At 61.6% G+C, this 18,791-nt stretch carries 20 protein-coding genes and 1 riboswitch; of the genes, 6 read left to right on the top strand and 14 right to left on the bottom strand.

Going from position 1 to position 18,791, the window contains the following annotated elements; genetic code table 11:
• The first annotated feature begins 11 nt into the window (after positions 1-11).
• The gene (locus GT753_RS02170; protein WP_015377019.1) at positions 12-1,118 is read left to right on the top strand and encodes an ABC transporter permease; all 1,107 of its coding nucleotides are present in this window, start codon (positions 12-14) and stop codon (positions 1,116-1,118) included.
• Between the two features lie 70 nt (positions 1,119-1,188).
• On the opposite strand, the gene GT753_RS02165 is transcribed toward GT753_RS02170, so the two are convergent.
• The 6 genes from GT753_RS02165 to moaA form a co-directional block, all read right to left on the bottom strand.
• On the bottom strand, positions 1,189-1,899 hold the full coding sequence (locus GT753_RS02165; RefSeq protein ID WP_004939761.1) for a Bax inhibitor-1/YccA family protein: 711 nt from the start codon (positions 1,897-1,899) through the stop codon (positions 1,189-1,191).
• Positions 1,900-2,029: 130 nt separating this feature from the next.
• The gene (gene moaE, locus GT753_RS02160; RefSeq protein WP_160125215.1) at positions 2,030-2,497 is read right to left on the bottom strand and encodes a molybdopterin synthase catalytic subunit MoaE; all 468 of its coding nucleotides are present in this window, start codon (positions 2,495-2,497) and stop codon (positions 2,030-2,032) included.
• A 2-nt stretch (positions 2,498-2,499) separates the two neighbouring features.
• Positions 2,500-2,745: a molybdopterin synthase sulfur carrier subunit gene (gene moaD, locus GT753_RS02155; protein WP_004939768.1), complete on the bottom strand. Its 246-nt coding sequence runs from the start codon at positions 2,743-2,745 to the stop codon at positions 2,500-2,502.
• Entirely contained in the window at positions 2,742-3,221 is a 480-nt protein-coding gene (gene moaC, locus GT753_RS02150) for a cyclic pyranopterin monophosphate synthase MoaC (RefSeq protein ID WP_004939770.1), read from the bottom strand. The genes moaD and moaC overlap by 4 nt, the downstream gene beginning before the upstream one ends.
• Positions 3,222-3,224: 3 nt before the next feature.
• Positions 3,225-3,740, bottom strand: a complete 516-nt coding sequence (gene moaB / locus GT753_RS02145) for a molybdenum cofactor biosynthesis protein B (protein WP_015377018.1) — start codon at positions 3,738-3,740, stop codon at positions 3,225-3,227.
• Between the two features lie 24 nt (positions 3,741-3,764).
• Positions 3,765-4,751, bottom strand: coding sequence for a GTP 3',8-cyclase MoaA (gene moaA, locus GT753_RS02140; protein WP_160125214.1), 987 nt, complete (start codon positions 4,749-4,751; stop codon positions 3,765-3,767).
• Positions 4,738-4,882, bottom strand: a riboswitch (molybdenum cofactor riboswitch). Its footprint overlaps the gene before it by 14 nt.
• 260 nt (positions 4,883-5,142) lie before the next feature.
• Here moaA and yvcK point away from each other — a divergent pair.
• Positions 5,143-6,060 (top strand): uridine diphosphate-N-acetylglucosamine-binding protein YvcK, encoded by a 918-nt coding sequence (gene yvcK, locus GT753_RS02135; RefSeq protein WP_004939781.1) that lies wholly within the window; start codon positions 5,143-5,145, stop codon positions 6,058-6,060.
• 6 nt (positions 6,061-6,066) lie between these two features.
• Here yvcK and GT753_RS02130 read toward each other — a convergent pair whose 3' ends face one another.
• Both GT753_RS02130 and uvrB read right to left on the bottom strand, forming a co-directional pair.
• On the bottom strand, positions 6,067-6,333 hold the full coding sequence (locus tag GT753_RS02130; RefSeq protein WP_004939783.1) for a VF530 family DNA-binding protein: 267 nt from the start codon (positions 6,331-6,333) through the stop codon (positions 6,067-6,069).
• 100 nt (positions 6,334-6,433) lie between these two features.
• A complete protein-coding gene (uvrB, locus tag GT753_RS02125; protein WP_004939786.1) occupies positions 6,434-8,446 on the bottom strand; it encodes an excinuclease ABC subunit UvrB in 2,013 nt (670 codons plus the stop codon).
• Positions 8,447-9,553: 1,107 nt separating this feature from the next.
• Between uvrB and GT753_RS02120 the strand changes: the two genes are divergently transcribed.
• Positions 9,554-10,264 carry an ATP-binding cassette domain-containing protein gene (locus GT753_RS02120; RefSeq protein WP_015377016.1) on the top strand — a complete coding sequence of 237 codons (711 nt, stop codon included), beginning with the start codon at positions 9,554-9,556 and terminating at the stop codon, positions 10,262-10,264.
• Positions 10,265-10,393: 129 nt separating this feature from the next.
• Complete coding sequence (locus GT753_RS02115) at positions 10,394-12,028, top strand: hypothetical protein (RefSeq protein ID WP_015377015.1); 1,635 nt, start codon at positions 10,394-10,396, stop codon at positions 12,026-12,028.
• A gap of 53 nt (positions 12,029-12,081) precedes the next feature.
• Here the strand turns inward: GT753_RS02115 and bioD are convergent, their stop codons facing one another.
• Genes bioD through bioB form a run of 4 tightly spaced genes read right to left on the bottom strand, consistent with a single transcriptional unit; the run spans position 12,082 to position 15,694 of the window.
• Entirely contained in the window at positions 12,082-12,762 is a 681-nt protein-coding gene (bioD, locus tag GT753_RS02110; protein WP_004939795.1) for a dethiobiotin synthase, read from the bottom strand.
• Positions 12,755-13,522 carry a malonyl-ACP O-methyltransferase BioC gene (gene bioC / locus GT753_RS02105; RefSeq protein WP_015377013.1) on the bottom strand — a complete coding sequence of 256 codons (768 nt, stop codon included), beginning with the start codon at positions 13,520-13,522 and terminating at the stop codon, positions 12,755-12,757. Before bioC ends, bioD begins: the two co-directional genes overlap by 8 nt.
• Positions 13,506-14,657, bottom strand: a complete 1,152-nt coding sequence (gene bioF / locus GT753_RS02100) for an 8-amino-7-oxononanoate synthase (protein ID WP_160125213.1) — start codon at positions 14,655-14,657, stop codon at positions 13,506-13,508. The genes bioC and bioF overlap by 17 nt, the downstream gene beginning before the upstream one ends.
• A complete protein-coding gene (gene bioB, locus GT753_RS02095) occupies positions 14,657-15,694 on the bottom strand; it encodes a biotin synthase BioB (RefSeq protein ID WP_025160023.1) in 1,038 nt (345 codons plus the stop codon). Before bioB ends, bioF begins: the two co-directional genes overlap by 1 nt.
• A gap of 88 nt (positions 15,695-15,782) precedes the next feature.
• Between bioB and bioA the strand changes: the two genes are divergently transcribed.
• Positions 15,783-17,057 (top strand): adenosylmethionine--8-amino-7-oxononanoate transaminase, encoded by a 1,275-nt coding sequence (gene bioA, locus GT753_RS02090; protein WP_075684769.1) that lies wholly within the window; start codon positions 15,783-15,785, stop codon positions 17,055-17,057.
• A 4-nt stretch (positions 17,058-17,061) separates the two neighbouring features.
• Here bioA and GT753_RS02085 read toward each other — a convergent pair whose 3' ends face one another.
• Together GT753_RS02085 and GT753_RS02080 are read right to left on the bottom strand one after the other, a co-directional pair.
• Positions 17,062-17,463: a YkvA family protein gene (locus GT753_RS02085; RefSeq protein WP_004939804.1), complete on the bottom strand. Its 402-nt coding sequence runs from the start codon at positions 17,461-17,463 to the stop codon at positions 17,062-17,064.
• Positions 17,464-17,465: 2 nt separating this feature from the next.
• Positions 17,466-17,741: a metal/formaldehyde-sensitive transcriptional repressor gene (locus GT753_RS02080; protein ID WP_004939805.1), complete on the bottom strand. Its 276-nt coding sequence runs from the start codon at positions 17,739-17,741 to the stop codon at positions 17,466-17,468.
• Positions 17,742-17,819: 78 nt separating this feature from the next.
• On the opposite strand from GT753_RS02080, the gene dmeF reads away from it, so the two are divergent.
• Positions 17,820-18,788, top strand: coding sequence for a CDF family Co(II)/Ni(II) efflux transporter DmeF (dmeF, locus tag GT753_RS02075; protein ID WP_015377009.1), 969 nt, complete (start codon positions 17,820-17,822; stop codon positions 18,786-18,788).
• Positions 18,789-18,791: the final 3 nt, after the last annotated feature.

Here is an 18,791-nt window from a genome sequence, read left to right as displayed (position 1 = left end):
GAGAAAGAGCGATGTTTCACCGTCTGTTGACGCTTATCATCAAGGAAATGCAGGCGCTGCTGCGCGATCCGCAAACCCGCGCCATCCTGATCATGCCGGTGATCCTACAGGTGCTGCTGTTCCCGTTCGCCGCGACGCTGGAAGTCACCAACGCCACCATCGCGGTCTACAGCGAGGACAGCGGCCAGGCCTCGGTGGAGCTGACCCAACGCTTCGCCAAGGCCAAAGCCTTCTCCCATGTGCTGCTGCTGCGCAATCCGCAGGAGATAAAGACCACCATCGACAACCAGCGGGCGCTGCTGCTGATCCGCTTCCCGGCGCAGTTCTCGCGCGATATCGCCGCCGGCCACACCGCGCCGCTGCAGCTGCTGCTCGACGGGCGCAACTCCAACAGCGCGCAGATCGCCGCCAACTACGTGCAGCAGATCGTGCAGGAATATCAGAACGAGCTGCTCGGCAACCGCGCCAAACCCAACAACAGCGAACTGGTGGTGCGCAACTGGTATAACCCGAATCTGGACTACAAATGGTTTGTGGTACCGTCGCTGATCGCCATGATCACCACCATCGGCGTGCTGATCGTCACCTCGCTGTCGGTGGCGCGCGAACGCGAACAGGGCACGCTGGAACAGCTGCTGGTCTCGCCGCTCACCACCTGGCAGATCTTTATCGGCAAGGCGGTGCCGGCGCTGATCGTCGCCAGCTTCCAGTCCAGCATCGTGCTGTTGATCGGCATCTTCCTGTACCAGATCCCGTTCGCCGGATCGCTGTTGCTGTTCTATGCCACCATGCTGCTCTACGGGCTGTCGCTGGTCGGTTTCGGCCTGCTGATCTCGTCGCTGTGCGCCACTCAGCAGCAGGCGTTTATCGGCGTGTTCGTGTTCATGATGCCGGCGATCCTGCTCTCGGGTTACGTCTCGCCGGTGGAGAATATGCCGGTGTGGCTGCAGGATCTGACCTGGGTGAACCCAATACGCCACTTCACCGACATCACCAAGCAGATCTACCTGAAGGACGCCAGCTTCAGCATCATCTGGCGCAGCCTGTGGCCGCTGCTGGTGATAACCGCCACCACCGGCAGCGCCGCCTACGCGCTGTTCCGCCGCAAGATCGCATAAAAAAAGCTCTGCATATCACATGCAGAGCTTTTTGATCGCCAGATACCCTAAGGCTTGAAAGACGACGGATTTAGCGGCGGTTGCCGAAGATGCGCAGCAACATCAGGAACAGGTTGATAAAGTCGAGATACAGCGTCAGCGCGCCAACGATGGCGTACTTGCGGAAGCCGTCTTTATCATCGGCGTTCAGCTGCTCGCCCATCGCCTTGAGTTTTTGCGTGTCGTACGCGGTCAGACCGACGAACACCACCACCCCAATGTAGGTAATCGCCCACATCAGCGCGGTGCTTTTCAGCCAGATGTTCACCAGCGAAGCCAGCACGATGCCGATCAGCGCCATGAACAACATGCTGCCGAAGCCGCTCAGATCGCGCTTGGTGGTGTAGCCGTACAGGCTCATCGCGCCGAACATGCCGGCGGTGACGACGAAAGTGCTGGCGATCGAGCTGTAGGTGTACGCGATGAAGATGCTCGACAGCGTCAGCCCGGTCAGCGCCGAGTACAGCATGAACAGCGAGGTGGCCACCGCGCCGCTCAGGCGGTTGACCATGCCGGAAATCACGAACACCAGCGCCAACTGGGCGATGATCAGACCGAAGAAGGTGATCTGGCTGGAGAAGATGAAGTTGAGGATCGCGGGCGTATTGGCCGCATACCAGGAAACGAACGCCGTCAGCAGCAGACCGCAGGTCATCCAGCCGTAAACCTGCGCCATGTAGGCCTGAATGCCGCTGTTGGCACGTTCGACGATTGAACCATTAGAGCGTGGATATCGGTCCATGACGGTTACCTTTTGCGTTGTAAACAAGATTCCGAAGCCCCGCGAACGGGGCTTCGCCTGCTATAAGCGTACCACAGAATAGGCCGCGCGAAAGCGGCAAAGGTCTTGATTTGTTTCCGCTGTTGACGCGTTATTTAGCCGCGTCGTGCCAGCGCTGCGCGGCCTCGCGATCGCTGTCGCGAGCGTCCACCCAACGATCGCCCTGGCCGGTCGCTTCGCGCTTCCAGAACGGCGCGCGGGTCTTCAGGTAGTCCATGATGAACTCGCTGGCGGCGAACGCCATGCTGCGGTGCGCGCCGGTCACGCCAACGAACACGATCTCGTCGCCGGGATACAGCGCGCCAACGCGGTGGATCACCGTCACGCGCTGCAGCGGCCAGCGGCTGCGCGCCTCGGCCACGATCTCCGCCAGCGCCTTCTCGGTCATGCCGGGGTAGTGTTCCAGCGTCAGCGCGCTGATGTCGTCCCCAAGGTTATGGTTGCGCACCTTGCCGGTGAAGGTCACCACCGCGCCGTCGGCGTCGCACTGCGCCAGCCACTGATACTCGTCGCCGACGTTGAACGGCGCTTCGCCCACGCGAATGCGGGTGTTTTCCATGCTTACCCCCCGGTGACCGGCGGGAAGAAGGCCACCTCATCGCCGGCGCGCAGCGGATGATCCGCCGCCACCAGCGACTGATTGACCGCCGCCAGCAGTTTGCCGGACTCCAGCGCCAGCGCCCAGCGATCGCCGCGCGCGCACAGCGCCTGGCGCAGCGCCTCGACGGTCGGGTAATCCGCCGGCATCGACAGCGCGCCGGTACCCACCAGTTCGCGCACCTGCGCGAAGAAAAGAATATCGATCATGCGTTCACCTTAAAATCGCCGGATTTGCCGCCGCTTTTCGCCAGCAGGCGCACCGGGCCGATCACCATGTCTTTCTGTACCGCTTTGCACATGTCATAGATGGTCAATGCCGCCACCGAGGCGGCGGTCAGCGCCTCCATCTCGACGCCGGTTTTGCCGGTCAGCCGGCAGCAGGTTTCGATGCGTACCCGGCTGTGCTCCGTTTGCGCCTCCAGCTGCACTTCGACTTTGCTCAGCATCAGCGGGTGGCACAGCGGGATCAGCTCCCAGGTGCGTTTGGCCGCCTGAATGCCGGCGATGCGCGCCGTGGCGAACACGTCGCCCTTGTGATGGCTGCCGTCGACGATCATCGCCAGCGTGGCGGGCAGCATCTCGACGAAGGCTTCGGCGCGCGCCTCGCGCACCGTTTCGGCCTTGGCGGAAACGTCGACCATATGGGCTTCGCCGGCGGCGTTAATGTGGGTTAGCTGTGTCATGACTCAGGGCTTCTTTAAATGGGGCTGGAAGTTGCACGGCCGATGGCGCGCGTCCAACTGCTCTTCGATAATCCGCTCCCAGGCGGTGCGGCAGGCGCGGGTGGAACCCGGCATGGCGAAAATCACCGTGCGGTTGGCCAGGCCGGCCAGCGCGCGCGACTGGATCGTCGCGGTGCCGATCTCTTCGTACGACACCATGCGGAACAGTTCGCCGAACCCTTCCACCTCTCTGTCGAACAGCGGCAACAGCGCTTCCGGCGTGTTGTCGCGCGCGGTAAAACCGGTGCCGCCGGTGATCAGCACCGCCTGCACGTTGTCATCGGCGATCCACGCGGAAACCCGTGCGCGGATCTGGTAAATGTCATCTTTGACGATGGCGCGATCCACCACCTGATGGCCGGCTTCCTGCGCCGCGTCCTGCAGATATTGGCCGGAGGTGTCTTCCGCCGCGCCGCGGCTGTCGGACACGGTCAGGATGGCGATATGCGCCGCAATAAACTCGCTGCTCGCATGGCTCATGGTTCAATAAGCTCCTATTGGCTGTCAGCCGCCGATAAACGACAGGTTCTGGGTGATCCCGCTGTTGCCCTGATGCAGGAAATGGGTCTGCTTCTTGCTCAGCAGCCCGCGCTGGATGCGCGCCTTCAGCGCATCGAGCTGGCCGTCGTCCGCCAGCAGATCGCGCAGGGGCACCCCCTGCTCGCCGAACAGGCACAGGTGCAGATTACCGATGGAAGAAACGCGCAGCCGGTTGCAGCTGGCGCAGAAGTCTTTTTCATACGGCATGATAAGACCCACCTCACCCTGGTAGTCCGGGTGGCTGAACACCTGCGCCGGGCCGTCGCTGCGGCCGCGCGCCTGGCGCTGCCAGCCCTGCTGTTCCAGCTGCCGGCGAATCACTTCGCCGGAAACGTGGTGTTTGCGAAACAGCTCGCCGCCCTCGCCGGTTTCCATCAGTTCGATAAAACGCAGCTGGATCGGCCGATCCTTGATCCAGGCGAGAAAGGCGCCGAGCTGCTGGTGATTGACGTCGCGCATCAGCACGGCGTTGACCTTGACCTTGCTGAAACCGGCGCTGAAGGCGGCATCGATGCCGTCCATCACCTGGCGGAACTTGTCCTGACCGGTGATGGCGTGAAACTGACGGGGATCCAGGCTGTCGACGCTGACGTTGATCGCCGTCAGACCGGCGTCACGCCAGGCGGCGACGTCGCGCGCCAGACGGTAGCCGTTGGTGGTGACCGCCAGCGTGCGGATGGCCGGGTTTTCCCGCACGGCGGCGATGATCTCGGCAAAATCACGGCGCAGCGAAGGCTCGCCGCCGGTCAGGCGCACCTTTTCGGTGCCCAGTTCGGCGAACGCGCGGCTGACGCGGCGGATTTCATCCAGCGACAGGAAGCTTTTCGGGCTGCCGCTCGGCTTGTAGCCATCGGGCAGACAATAGGTGCAACGAAAGTTACACACGTCGGTGATCGACAAGCGCAGGTAATAGAACTTGCGCTCATAAGCATCAATGAGTTGCGGTACCATAACACCTTTCCAAAGTCGGGAGATGCGAGCGTTTCCCCTCTGCACCCTGGTGGCTGACTTCGCCACGGCCCAGGCGCCATATCGTTCCGGATGAACAACGTAGGCGCAGGGGCTAGGAGTTTGATTTCTCTTCCCGCTACCTTGAGTAGCCGGAATGAAACCGTGGTTTTCAGCAGAATTCTAGCGCTAATCGGCAACGATAGCCAACGCGTTAATTCGCTATATAATTGTCTATACAGCGTTTTTAGACGCCGTCTATTCGGGTAAACCATGATAAACATCGCTTGCGTGGACGAATTGACCAGAATCACGCAAATGACACTCTTTATCGCGTTTTTATGCCGGATCCGCTACCTTATGCGGGCAGTTCAGCCCCTTTGTAAGGAAATTTATGCGTAATCGTACCCTGGCCGATCTCGACCGCGTGGTGGCATTGGGCGGCGGACACGGTCTGGGCCGTGTGATGTCGGCCCTGTCGTCCTTAGGCTCCCGCCTGACCGGCATCGTCACCACCACCGACAACGGCGGTTCCACCGGCCGCATCCGCCGTTCGGAAGGCGGCATTGCCTGGGGCGATACCCGCAACTGCCTCAACCAGCTGATCACCGAGCCGAGCGTCGCCTCGGCGATGTTCGAATACCGCTTCAGCGGCAACGGCGAACTGGCCGGCCATAACCTGGGCAACCTGATGTTGAAAGCGCTGGATCACCTGAGCGTGCGCCCGCTGGAAGCGATCAACCTGGTGCGCAGCCTGCTGAAGGTGGACGCGGCGCTGATCCCGATGTCGGAGCAGCCGGTGGATTTGATGGCGCACGATCACGAAGGCAACCATGTTTACGGTGAAGTGAATGTTGACCAACTGACTCTTATGCCGCAGGAGCTGATGCTGTCGCCCCCGGTCAACGCCACGCGCGAAGCGCTGGACGCCATCGCGCAAGCCGACGTGATCCTGATCGGGCCGGGCAGTTTCCTCACCAGCCTGATGCCGCTGCTGCTGCTGGACGATCTCACCCAGGCGCTGCGCCGCAGCAGCGCCAGCATGATCTATATCGGCAACCTCGGCCGCGAACTGAGCGTGGCCGCCGCGGCACTGTCGTTAAAGGATAAGCTAACGCTGATGGAAGAGAAGATCGGCCGCCGGATGATCGATGCGCTGATTGTCGGCCCGGCGGTGGACACCAGTGAAGTGCAGGATCGGGTGGTGATTCAACAGCCGCTGGAAGCGAGCGACATCCCCTACCGCCACGATCGCCAGCTGCTGCGCCAGGCGCTGGATCACGCGCTGGTGGAGCTGGCTGCCCGCCGCTGACCGAATTTAGCCGTCGCGCCCGCGCAGCCAGGGGTTATCGCTGGCCGGGGCGGGATGGCTGACCATATCGATATACAGATCTTCCACCTCTTTGCGCGCCCAGGGCGTGCGACGCAAAAACTTCAGACTGGACTTGATGCTCGGATCGCTGCGGAAACAGTTGATGCGAATGCGCGCGCCCAGTTCGGACCAACCGTAGTGATCCACCAGTTTATTCAGCAGTTGCTCCAGCGTCACGCCGTGCAGCGGGTCTTTAGACTGGTGTTGGCTCATGTTCGGTACTCTTCGTGGTCAAATCGGGCCGCACACCATAACAGCTTTGACGCGGCCGACAAGGAATTTTGACGCCCACAGCGCGGGCGCCGTCCAACGGTCAGGAAATCGCGATGAACTGCTCGCGCAGCTGGTGGATTTCGTCGCGCAGCGCAGCCGCCTGCTCGAACTCCAGGTTCTGCGCATGGGTGTACATCTGCGCCTCCAGATCGCGGATTTTCTGATCCAGCGCTTTCGGCGTGAGGTTCTGCAACTGAGCGCCACCGTCCGCCGCCTTGCTCCTGCCTTTCCCCTTGGCGCGGTTGACCGGCTGGCCGATCTGCAGAATATCGCCGATCTTCTTGTTCAGCCCCTGCGGCACGATGCCGTTGGCTTCGTTATAGGCCTGCTGCTTGGCGCGGCGCCGCTCGGTTTCACCGATCGCCTTGGCCATCGAATCGGTGATGCGATCGCCATACAGGATCGCCTTGCCGTTCAGGTTACGCGCCGCGCGGCCGATGGTCTGGATCAGTGAACGCTCGGAACGCAGGAAGCCTTCCTTGTCGGCGTCCAGAATCGCCACCAGCGACACCTCAGGCATGTCGAGGCCCTCACGCAGCAGGTTGATGCCCACCAGCACGTCAAACTCGCCCAGACGCAGGTCACGGATGATTTCGACCCGCTCCACGGTATCGATGTCCGAGTGCAGGTAGCGCACGCGCTCGCCATGCTCTTCCAGGTATTCGGTCAGGTCTTCCGCCATGCGTTTGGTCAGGGTGGTCACCAGCACGCGCTCGTTGATCGCCGCGCGCTTGCGGATCTCGGAGAGCAGATCGTCCACCTGAGTAGCGACCGGCCGCACTTCCACGATCGGATCCAGCAGCCCGGTTGGCCTCACCACCTGATCGATCAGATCGCCGCCGGATTTCTCCAGCTCATATTTGCCCGGCGTGGCGGAAACATAGATGGTCTGCGGCGCCAGCGCCTCGAACTCCTCGAAGCGCAGCGGGCGGTTGTCCAGCGCCGACGGCAGACGGAAGCCGTACTCCACCAGCGTTTCCTTGCGCGCGCGGTCGCCTTTGAACATCGCGCCGATCTGCGGAATGGTGACGTGGGATTCGTCGACCACCAGCAGGCCGTCCGCCGGCAGGTAGTCGAACAGCGTCGGCGGCGGCTCGCCCTCGGCACGCCCGGAAAGGTAGCGCGAGTAGTTTTCGATGCCCGAGCAGTAGCCCAGCTCGTTCATCATCTCCAGATCGAACTGGGTGCGCTGCGTCAGGCGTTGCTCTTCCAGCAGCTTGTTGTTGGCCAACAGCACCTTGCGGCGGTCCGCCAGATCGACCTTGATCTCTTCCATCGCTTGCATGATCCGCTCGCGCGGCGTCACGTAGTGCGACTTCGGGTAAATGGTAAAACGCGGCACCACCTGCTCAATCTGCCCGGTCAGCGGATCGAACAGCGACAGCCGTTCCACTTCTTCGTCGAACAGCTCGACGCGCAGCGCCAGCTCGTCCGATTCCGCCGGGAAGATGTCGATCACCTCGCCGCGCACGCGGAAGGTGGCGCGCTGGAAAGCCTGATCGTTGCGGGAATACTGCAGCTCCGCCAGGCGGCGCAAAATGGAGCGCTGATCGATGATCATTCCCTGGGTCAGGTGCAGCATCATCTTCAGGTAAAGATCCGGATCGCCCAGGCCGTAGATCGCCGATACCGACGCCACCACCACCACGTCGCGCCGCTCCAGCAACGCCTTGGTGGCGGAAAGACGCATCTGCTCGATGTGCTCGTTCACCGAAGCGTCTTTTTCAATGAAGGTGTCGGAGCTGGGCACGTAGGCTTCCGGCTGGTAGTAGTCGTAGTAGGAGACGAAGTATTCCACCGCATTCTCCGGGAAAAACGCTTTCATCTCGCCGTACAGCTGCGCCGCCAGCGTCTTGTTCGGCGCCAGCACCATGGTCGGCCGATTCAGATCGGCTATCACGTTGGCGATGGTGAATGTTTTGCCCGAACCGGTGACCCCCAGCAGCGTCTGGTGCGCCAGGCCGTCTTCCAGCCCCTCTTCCAGCTTGCGGATGGCTTCCGGCTGATCGCCGGCCGGTTTGAACTCGGAATGCAGTTTGAAAAGTTTACTCATTGCTCGGCTACCCTGTGGAGATGCGCGCGCTCAGGCGGCCAGCCGGCTCTGCGCCGGACATGGCCCCTAATTATGGAAAGTGTCGGCGATTTACGCCAGTGCCCATGATACTGGATATAAAACCAGCTTCAAGCGGATTCGTCGCTGCGCCCGGCACGGCGGCGATGCCGTTGCACCGTGAGGTTACAGCCGGGTGACATTTTTATTGTCAATAACAGATTTATCCCCAGAACTTGCCGCGAATTAACTTATTGATAGCACCGCGTCGAAAAATCATACATAGAGACCTGATCAATACCCCTGTGTCTTGATTTTAATTAATCTATTGATATATAAAATATTTAATAAAAAGACGAGAATGCGGGCAAAGCGAACAGAACCCGCGTCGGCTCTCGCTTTACAGCGTTTTTCTAAATCTAATGCACAAGGTTATCCACAGGAATAGTGGATAACTCTCACCGCCCCGCCCGGGGCGGGAGTTACAGAAAGAAAGCTTTTCGCCCTTTACACTCGCCAAAATGGCTTTTTTAGTTATTTTTTCATAAAAATATCGCTTTGTTTATGCCGATTAATACTAAAAATCCCCATTGCTAAAATCGCATTGCCCCCTTTCTCGCGGATCGCGCTTGACGGCGGCGCAATGCCTTGCACCACGCCCTCACCGCAGAGCACCACAAGAGTGCAAAAAACGTCCGGGTTAACTTCCCCGCGTATTTTCAGGCCGCCGCGGCAGAGCGCGTCAGGCCTGATTAGCGGTTAACAAGGCGATAACAATCCCCGTTTTCACCCGGCGACAAAATTGGCCTGAGAGTTGCTTTATCTTCCTGCGTATCAATGCGGTGCGGCGGCGTGATGCGCTGCCAGCCGCAGCGTGTACCCCTCGCGGTGCGATCGCCTGTAAAAGCGCAAGAACGACACCAAGTCGTCACAAGCGTCGTTTTTAACAACATATTGACTGTCATTCCGTCCACCGTAGACCTTGCTCTGGCTCATCGGACGGACGGCATCTTGTTCCAGACATTGCCACACTCGGGAAATTCGCCGCGCATGCGGCCTTTGCTGTCCCCCGCCAACGAGTGAAACGAGCGTCTATGAGGAGAATGCCAAATGCTGAGCCTGAGATCGGTCAATCAATTCTACGGTCAAAACCACACCCTGTGGGACATCAACCTGGAGCTGCCGCGCGGCCAGTGCACCGTGCTGCTCGGGCGCAACGGCGTGGGCAAGACCACGCTGGTCAACTGCATCATGGGGCATTTGCCGGTAGTGAGCGGCAGCATGACCTGGCAGCCGGCAGATCAGCCGCCGCAAAACCTGCTGCTGCAACCGATGGAGCGCCGCGCCGCACTCGGCATCAGCCACGTCCCGCAAGGGCGGCAACTCTTCTCGCAGCTGAGCGTGGAAGAGAATCTGCAGGTGGCGCAGATGGCCGTGCGCGGCGCCCCTCGCCGCATTCCGCCGCTGATCTACAGCCTGTTTCCCAATTTGCGCCAGATGCGTACCCGCCGCGCCGGCGATCTGTGCGAAGGCGCCCAACGCCAGTTGGCAATCGGTCGTGCTCTGGCGCAGGAACCGGCGCTGCTGATCCTCGACGAACCCACGGCGGGCGTGCCGCCTTCGATCGCCGCCGACATCGGCAACGTGATCCGCAGGCTCAACTATGAATTGGGCATGACCATTTTGCTGGTAGAGCATCAGTTGCCGTTCGTGCGCCGGGTGGCGGACCGCTTTTGTCTGCTCGATAGCGGGCGCACCGTGGCGCACGGCGCGCTGACGCAGTTGGATGAGGCGCTGATCGGCGCCGGGCTGGCGGAGTGAGTGGTCGGGTTAGCGATTAGGTTGCTGTTGTATCAGCCACGGCCGGTCTGCGCCCAATAGGCACGGGCCCGCCGTCTTTTCATACTCGATAGGGGTCACACCGACACCATAATATCGAGGGATGTAAGCATGACAGACAACAACGCGGCATTTATTCAATACGCGGATTTGCGCAACAAAAACTGGAATCTGCAGGAACGTCTTAATATTGAAGGCATTTACGTCAGTTCGCGCGACGAACTGGTCGGCGCACAAGACTTTATCATCAAAACGTTAAAACGTCCTGCGATTGTCAGATTCGCCGCGCCTTTTGCCCTTTGGTCGGCGCCTAAAACCGATATCAATGTCGGGTTCGTCTATATCGACGGCAACGGCGTCAACATCACTACCGAGATCCCCAACGGCACGGAAAGCGACCATAACTATTTCCTGCGCTGCTATACCAGCAGCGGCGCGCTGGATAACAACGTTCCTATTCGCCCGGCACCTATCATGAAAGATTTCACCGTAAAGGGCATCGGCGCCAAGATTAACAACAGCAAAGATGAAACGACGATCGAATACACCTATATCGACGGCGTCCGTTTCGATTCGCCTGAAGGCCCGCTGGGCAACTTTTCCGTCAATAACGTCTATATTTCCGGCTTCTACTACGGCCTGTACTACGGCACCAATGCCTATATCGCCCACCACTACGCCTGTGAAGTCATTCGCTGTTTTGAGTGCCTGCATATGCCTTCAACGAACAGCGGCGCCCAAAACTTCGGCGAAGGCATCAACTTCTTCGGTGGCACCCTCGGCAATTCCCAGGGGTTGGCCGTTCGCAACGCTAACCCCAACGGCGCCTTCCGCCTGTTCGGCACTTCGATCGACTATGCCGGCTCGATCGCCGACGTTGAGGCCGGTAGCATTGAATTGCATGGCTGCCATATGGAATTCAACAACGGTAATAGTCCGCTTACGGAAATTCCCTTCCGTTGCAGCGCCAATCAAAATGCATCGCTGTTGATTCACGGCGGCGAAATCATCGTCGCCGGCGGCCGACTGGCGCAAGCGTCGCTGTTTTACGCCGAGGCCGGCAGTAGCGGGATTATCGTCGACAGCGTGAAGTTCTATGGCGTAAGAACCGCCAGCGGCCGCTATTTCAGCGGTACCGGCGACTTTGTCATCGTCAATAGCCGACTGGATGGCGGTGGGGGTGGCGCCGGGATCCAGACGCTGGTCGGCGCCGTGAATAACAAGTTAAAAGACGGTGAGTTCGCCTTTTCCGCTAAGCCGTTTGGCTGGGAAGTAACAGGCGGCACGATCAGCGAGCCCTTTACCTCAGACGCAGTGACTATCAGTATCGAAGCCGGCGCGGGCGTCAACGGCAGTAATGCCCTGAAAGTGACCAAGTTGGGCAACGCCAATACCAACGCAGGGGTGAGAGTGATCGTGCCCGCCGCGCAATATGAGCAGTTGGGCGCCTGTTTTACCCTGAAAACGGTCAACGGCGGTACCGGCAATCTGTTCGCGACGCTGCAATATGCCTGTATCCAGGAACATGCGGACAACGGCGTCTCGCTCGTAGCCAAAGCCGCGCCGGCAGCCTGGGACGCCGCCTTGAAAGCCGATGCTTACGCCGAGTACACCGAATATCGTTTCAACGCCAATCGACGAAAAGTCCCGGTCTGGGCGACCCATGTCATCCTGACGTTCAACCTGTTTGCCCTGGCGAAAAATGGCGTGCTTTATCTCGATAACGCCTGTATTACCGCCATGTAAAAGCCAACGCCGGGTCATAAGACCCGGCGTTATGATTCATCAGCCAGAACCTCTCACTGCGCCAGCAGGCTGATATCCAGATATTGCCCCAACGGCGCTCGTTCGGCCTGCGGCAGGTGCGGGATTTCGCCCAGCAGCGGCGCCGGCAGCATGCGGCGCAGCGTGGCCAGGTATTCCTGATGCCGCCGCCCCGGCGGCGCCACGTCGTTGGCGATCCAACCGGCCAGCGTCAGCCCCGCCTGTTGCACCGCCTGCGCCGTCAACACCGCATGGTTGATGCAGCCCAGTTTGATGCCCACCACCAGGATCACCGGCAGTTGCTCCTGCTGCACCCAGTCGGCGAAGGTGTACTGCGCCGACAGCGGAGTAAACCACCCGCCGGCGCCCTCGACCAATACCCAGTCGGCGCGCTGTTCCAGCCGTCGCAGGCCGTCGGACAGCCGCGCTGCATCTATCGGCCGGCCTTCATCGGCGCTAACGATATGCGGCGAAGTCGGTTCGGCAAAAACGTAAGGGTTCACTTCGTCGTACCCCAGCGCCACGCCGCTGTTGGCCTGCAGCGCCAGCGCGTCGCCGTTGCGCAGCCCCTCGGCGGTCATCTCGCTGCCGGAAGCCACCGGCTTATAGCCGGCGCTGCGGTAGCCCGCCAGATTGGCGGCCTGCAGCAAGGCGCTGCTGGCGACAGTTTTCCCGACCTCGGTGTCGGTGCCGGTCACGAACCAACGTTTAATCACGATAAATCACTCCATAAGCCAGATGATAGCTGAGCGGGAACTGCCCCTGCCGGCACGGGTAAGCCGCCTGCAGCGCGGCGAGGCGGCCGCGCGACATCAGGCCTCCCTCGCGTCCCTGGTGCAGATGCGTCGCCCCGATGCCCTTGAGCGAACGCATCAGCGTCATCACGTCCGGGTAATTCAGGGTGCGCAGCTCCGTCACCAGCTCGTGTCGATAGTCGGCGCAGGCGGCGCGGATCTGCGCCAGCGGCAGGAAGGCGTTCACGTGACGTTCGCCGTCCACCTGTTGCCAGGCGTCCCCCAATTCCTGCAGCGAGCCCGCCGCCAGCGTGGAGAACAGGATCACGCCGCCGGGCCGGGTGACGCGATACAGCTCCGCCAACGCGGCGGGCAGATCGCTGCACCACTGCACCACCAGGCTGCTGAAACAGATGTCCATCGCCGCGTCGGGCAACGGCACCTGCTCGATATCGCCCAGCAGATAATGGTGCGCCGCCTGTTGCTGGCGGGCGAATGCCAACATCCCCGGCGCCAGATCGAGCGCCGTCACCTGCTTGCCGCGCTCGCGCCACAGACGGCTGAAATAGCCGGTGCCGCAGCCGGCATCCAGCAGCCGTTCGCCCGGGTGGGAACTCCCCATCCCCAGTAAGCGCTCGCCAACGTCACGCTGCAGCGCGGCGGCGGCGTCGTAGCTGCCGGCCGCGCGGCTGAAAGCCGAGGCGACCGCCTGTTTGTTCACTGTGTCATTGGCTGACGTCATGCAATACCTCCAGCAGGCGATCGATATCCTGCGGCTGGTGCGCCGCCGTCAGGGTAATGCGCAGCCGCGCGCCGCCCGGCGGCACCGTCGGTGGACGGATGGCGCTCACCCACAGGCCGCGATCGCGCAGACGGGTCGCCAGATCGAGCGCACGCTGATTGTCCCCCACCAGCAGCGGCTGGATGGCGGTGTCGGAATCCGTTAGGGTCAGCACCAGCGGCGCCGCGCCCTGGCGGAAACGCCGGATGTTGTCCTGCAGCCGGGCGCGCAGTTCATCGCCCTCTCGAATGCAGGCCAGCGCCGCCTGCAGCGCGCAGGCCTGCGCCGGCGGCATCGCGGTGCTGTAGATCAGATGGCGAGCGAACTGCAGCAGATACTCGGCGGTCGCCTCATCGCACAGCACTGCCGCACCGCTGACGCCGAACGCCTTGCCGAAGGTCGCCACCAGCAGTTCAGGACGCACGCCCTGCTGCCAGCAGCTGCCGCGGCCTTGCTCGCCGCGCACGCCGACGCCGTGGGCATCGTCCACCATCAGCCAGGCGCCCGCCGCGCGGGTTAGGCGATGCAGCTCCGCCAACGGTGCGCCGTCGCCGTCCATGCTGAACACCCCTTCGGTCACCGCCAGCCGCTGCCCGTCGCAGGGTTTGGCCAGCAGATCCGCCAGCGCCTGCGGCTGATTGTGCTGGAAGCGGCGCAGCTCGGCCGGCGACTGCGCCGCCGCCTCCAGCAGCGAGGCATGGCTGAGACGATCGGCCAAAATGCTATCGCCCTTCTGCATCAACGCCGCCAGCACCGCCTGGTTGGCGGCGTAACCGGAGATGAACAGCAGCGCGCGCGGATAGCCAAGCCACGCCGCCAGTTGCTCTTCCAGCGCCTGATGCGCCGCGCTAAAGCCGGTGACGTGGCCCGAACCGCCGCTGCCGACGCCGTAACGCTGCGCGCCCTGCTGCCAGGCGGCGATCACCCGCGCATCCTGGCTCAGCCCCAGGTAGTCGTTACCGGAGAAGTTCAGGTAGAGACGATCGCCAAGCCGGATCTGGCGGCCGTTGCCGCCCTCGGTGGCCTGTCGGCGACGGTAGGCGGCGTTGAGGCGCCGTTCCGCCAGCGCCTGCTCGATGCGTTGTGGCCAGCTCATCACGGCGCCGCGTTGTAAAACTCGGCGGTATCGGCGTTCAGCAGTTGCTTGGCCAGCACCTGCTGTTGCTGGTTGTCGCCGTGTTCGGTGGCGGTCTGCTGCGGGTTCAATCCCAGCTTGCGGAACAGCTGCAGATCCTTATCTTCTTCCGGATTCGGCGTGGTCAGCAGCTTGCAGCCGTAGAAGATGGAGTTGGCGCCGGCCATGAAGCACATCGCCTGCGTCTGTTCGTTCATCTGTTCACGGCCGGCAGAGAGACGGACATAAGAGGCCGGCATCATGATGCGCGCCACCGCGATAGTGCGGATGAAATCAAACGGATCGACGTCATCGTTATCCGCCAGCGGCGTGCCTTTCACCTTCACCAACATGTTGATCGGCACGCTCTCCGGCGGTTTCGGCAGGTTGGCTAGCTGCACCAGCAGCCCGGCGCGGTCGCGCACCGTTTCACCCAGCCCGACGATGCCGCCGGAGCACACTTTGATGCCGGCGTCGCGCACTTTGTCGAGCGTATCCAGGCGTTCCTGGTAGCTGCGGGTGGTGATGATGCTGCCGTAGAACTCCGGCGAGGTGTCGAGGTTATGGTTGTAATAATCCAGCCCGGCCTCCGCCAACCGCTCGGCCTGAGTACCGTCAAGCGTGCCCAGCGTCATGCAGGTTTCCATGCCCATCGCTTTCACGCCCTGCACCATCTGCTGCAGATAAGGCATATCGCGCTCGTGCGGGTTCTTCCACGCCGCGCCCATGCAAAAACGGGTCGAGCCGTTCGCTTTAGCTTTGCGCGCCGATTCCAGCACCTGCTCGACCTGCATCAACCGCTCCGACTCCAGGCCGGTCTTGTAGCGCGAGCTTTGCGGGCAGTATTTACAGTCTTCCGGGCAAGCGCCGGTTTTGATCGAGAGCAGCGTGCTGACCTGCACCTGACGCGGGTCGAAGTGCTGACGGTGTACGGTTTGCGCTTCGAACAGCAGTTCCAGCAGCGGTTTATCAAACAGGGCCTGGGCTTGCCCTACTGTCCAGTGAATGCGGTCGGCCATCATGGCGTCTCCAAAACGAAAAAGTGTCGCCAGTTTAAATATTGTGGATATACTGTCAACCAATCTTAATTCAATTTGGTTTACAAGTATGTCTGTCACCGCTTCCGACCTGGCGTTTGACCAACGTCATATCTGGCACCCCTACACCTCCATGAGCCGCCCATTGCCCTGTTACCCGATCGAGTCGGCCAGCGGCGTCGAGCTGCAGCTGGCGGATGGCCGGCGCCTGGTGGACGGCATGTCCTCCTGGTGGGCGGCGATCCACGGTTACAACCATCCGAGTCTGAATCAGGCCGCCAGCCAGCAGTTGGAGAAGATGTCGCACGTGATGTTCGGCGGCATCACCCATCCGGCCGCCATCTCGCTGTGCCGTCGGCTGGTGGAGATGACGCCGGAAGCGCTGCAGTGCGTGTTCCTGGCAGATTCCGGTTCGGTGGCGGTGGAAGTGTCGCTGAAGATGGCGCTGCAGTACTGGCAGGCGCGCGGCGAGCGCCGGCAGCGCATCCTGACGCTGCGCCATGGCTATCACGGCGATACCTTCGGCGCGATGTCGGTCTGCGATCCGGACAACTCGATGCATAGCCTCTATCAGGGCTATCTGGCGCCGCACCTGTTCGCCACCGCGCCGCAGTGCCGCTTCGACGAGGAATGGCGCGAAGAAGACATTGCGCCGTTCGCCGCGCTGCTGGAGCAGCACGCCGGTGAAGTGGCGGCGGTGATCCTGGAACCGGTGGTGCAAGGCGCCGGCGGCATGCGCATCTACCACCCAACCTACCTCAAGCGGGTGCGCGAGCTGTGCGATCGTCATCAGGTGCTGCTGATCGCCGACGAGATCGCCACCGGCTTCGGCCGCACCGGCAAGCTGTTCGCCTGCGAACACGCGCAGGTGGTGCCGGACATTCTCTGTCTGGGCAAGGCGCTGACCGGCGGTTACATGACCCTGTCCGCCACCCTGACCACCCGCCACGTGGCGGAGACCATCAGCAACGGCGCGGCCGGCTGCTTTATGCACGGGCCGACCTTTATGGGCAACCCGCTGGCCTGCGCGGTAGCGGACGCCAGCCTGGCGCTGCTGGCGGAAAATCGCTGGCAGGCGCAGGTGAGCGCCATCGAAGCCCAGCTGAAGCAAGAACTGCTGCCGTTGGCGGCGCTGCCGAAGGTGGCGGACGTGCGGGTGCTGGGGGCTATTGGGGTGGTGGAGATGCGCGAACCGGTGGATGTCGCCGAGCTGCAGCGCGGGTTCGTCGAGCGCGGGGTGTGGATCCGGCCGTTCGGCAAACTGATTTACCTGATGCCGCCTTACATCATCGAAGCGGAACAGCTCAGCCGCCTGACCGCCGCCGTGGCCGCCGCCGCGCGTTAATGCCTTACCAATGCTGGTCCAGATAGCGGGCCAGCAATCCCAGACACAGCAGCCAGAGTAAAATGATCATCGCCGCCGCCATGCGGCCGGTGGGGTTGTCGACGCGCTGTTGCGCCTTCTCGCGCAGCTCGGCCATCAGCGGTTTGGGGATCAGGCGCACCGCCAGCATGATGCCCAACGGCACGATAATCACATCGTCCAGATAGCCCAGCACTGGAATGAAATCCGGGATCAAATCGATTGGCGAGATCGCATAGCCGGCCACCAGCAGCGCGATCAGCTTGGCGTACCACGGGGTGCGCTTATCACGGGCGGCCAGCCACAGCGCGTAGATATCGCGCTTGATGCCTTTGGCCCAACGGCGCAGCCAGCCGAACCACGGCGTGCGTTTTTTCAGTGAAATCATGATTACTTCATATAAGAACGTAAAACGGTCATCAATTGCTCGATGTCCTGCTCGCGCTGCTGCGGCGTAGCGTCTGCGGCAGCCAGATGTTCGCGCACATGCCCTTCCAGCACCTGCGCCATTAAACCGTTGACCGCGCCGCGCACCGCCGCGATCTGCTGCAGCACAGCAGAACATTCGCCGCCGCTCTCCAGCGCGCGCTCCAGCGCTTCGGCCTGCCCTTTAATGCGGCGCACCCGCGCCAACAACTTCTTTTGATCTCTGAGGGTATGGCTCATTATTTCCGCCTGATTGTTATTTACTATACTGGGGTATAGTATATTTCAGCACACTACCTTTTGCTGAGGAACTTCACCATGACGTCTCACGCGCCCGCTTTGCACCGCGAGCACAGCCACGTTTTTGACGATGGTAACCCATTGGCCGAAAGAAACACCAGATGGGCGGTGATACTCACCGCCAGTATGATGGTCATCGAGATAGCCGGGGGCTGGTTGTTTAACTCGATGGCATTGTTGGCCGACGGCTGGCACATGAGCTCGCATGCGCTGGCCCTGGGCCTGTCGCTGCTGGCTTACGGCGCCGCACGCCGGTTGGCCAAGGATCGCCGCTTCAGCCTCGGCACCTGGAAGATAGAAGTGCTGGCCGGTTACACCAGCGCGGTGTTGTTGGTGCTGGTGGCAGCGCTGATGCTGTTTCAGTCAGCGCAGCGGCTGCTGAATCCCAGCCCGATTCATTACAACGAAGCCATCGCCATCGGTACGATCGGGCTGGCCGTCAATCTGCTTTGCGCCTGGCTGTTGCGCGGCGGCGGCCACCATCACCACCACGAGGATCACCACGATGACCATCATCATGACCTCAACCTGCGCTCCGCCTATATCCACGTCATCGCCGACGCCGCCACCTCGGTGTTGGCCCTCGTCGCGCTGTTCGGCGGCAAGCTTTGGGGCGCCGCCTGGCTCGATCCGTTGATGGGCATCGTCGGCGCGATGATGGTGGCCACCTGGGCCTATAGCCTGATGCGCGATAGCGGGAAGATTTTGCTGGATGCCGAAATGGACGCCCCCGTGGCGCAAGAGATACGTCAGACCCTGGCCACCTCCGGCCACCCACTCACGCTGACCGATTTGCATTTGGGCCGCATCGGTAAAGGAAAATATCATTGCGTCCTCGCCCTGAGCAGCGCCGATCGCGCCCTCACCGCCGACCGGGTGCGCCAACTGTTGGCAGTTCATCCCGAACTGGTGCATGTTACCGTCGAGATCAACCGCCCGCCGCTGGCACAAGGGGTTGTATTGTTCCACCAAAAAGATCTAGCTTAAAGG

Source organism: Serratia sp. Z4 (genome assembly GCF_009900725.1).
Taxonomy (GTDB): domain Bacteria; phylum Pseudomonadota; class Gammaproteobacteria; order Enterobacterales; family Enterobacteriaceae; genus Serratia; species Serratia nematodiphila.
Note: the sequence above shows the minus strand (reverse complement) of the source record. Positions and strands in the feature narration are given on the sequence as shown.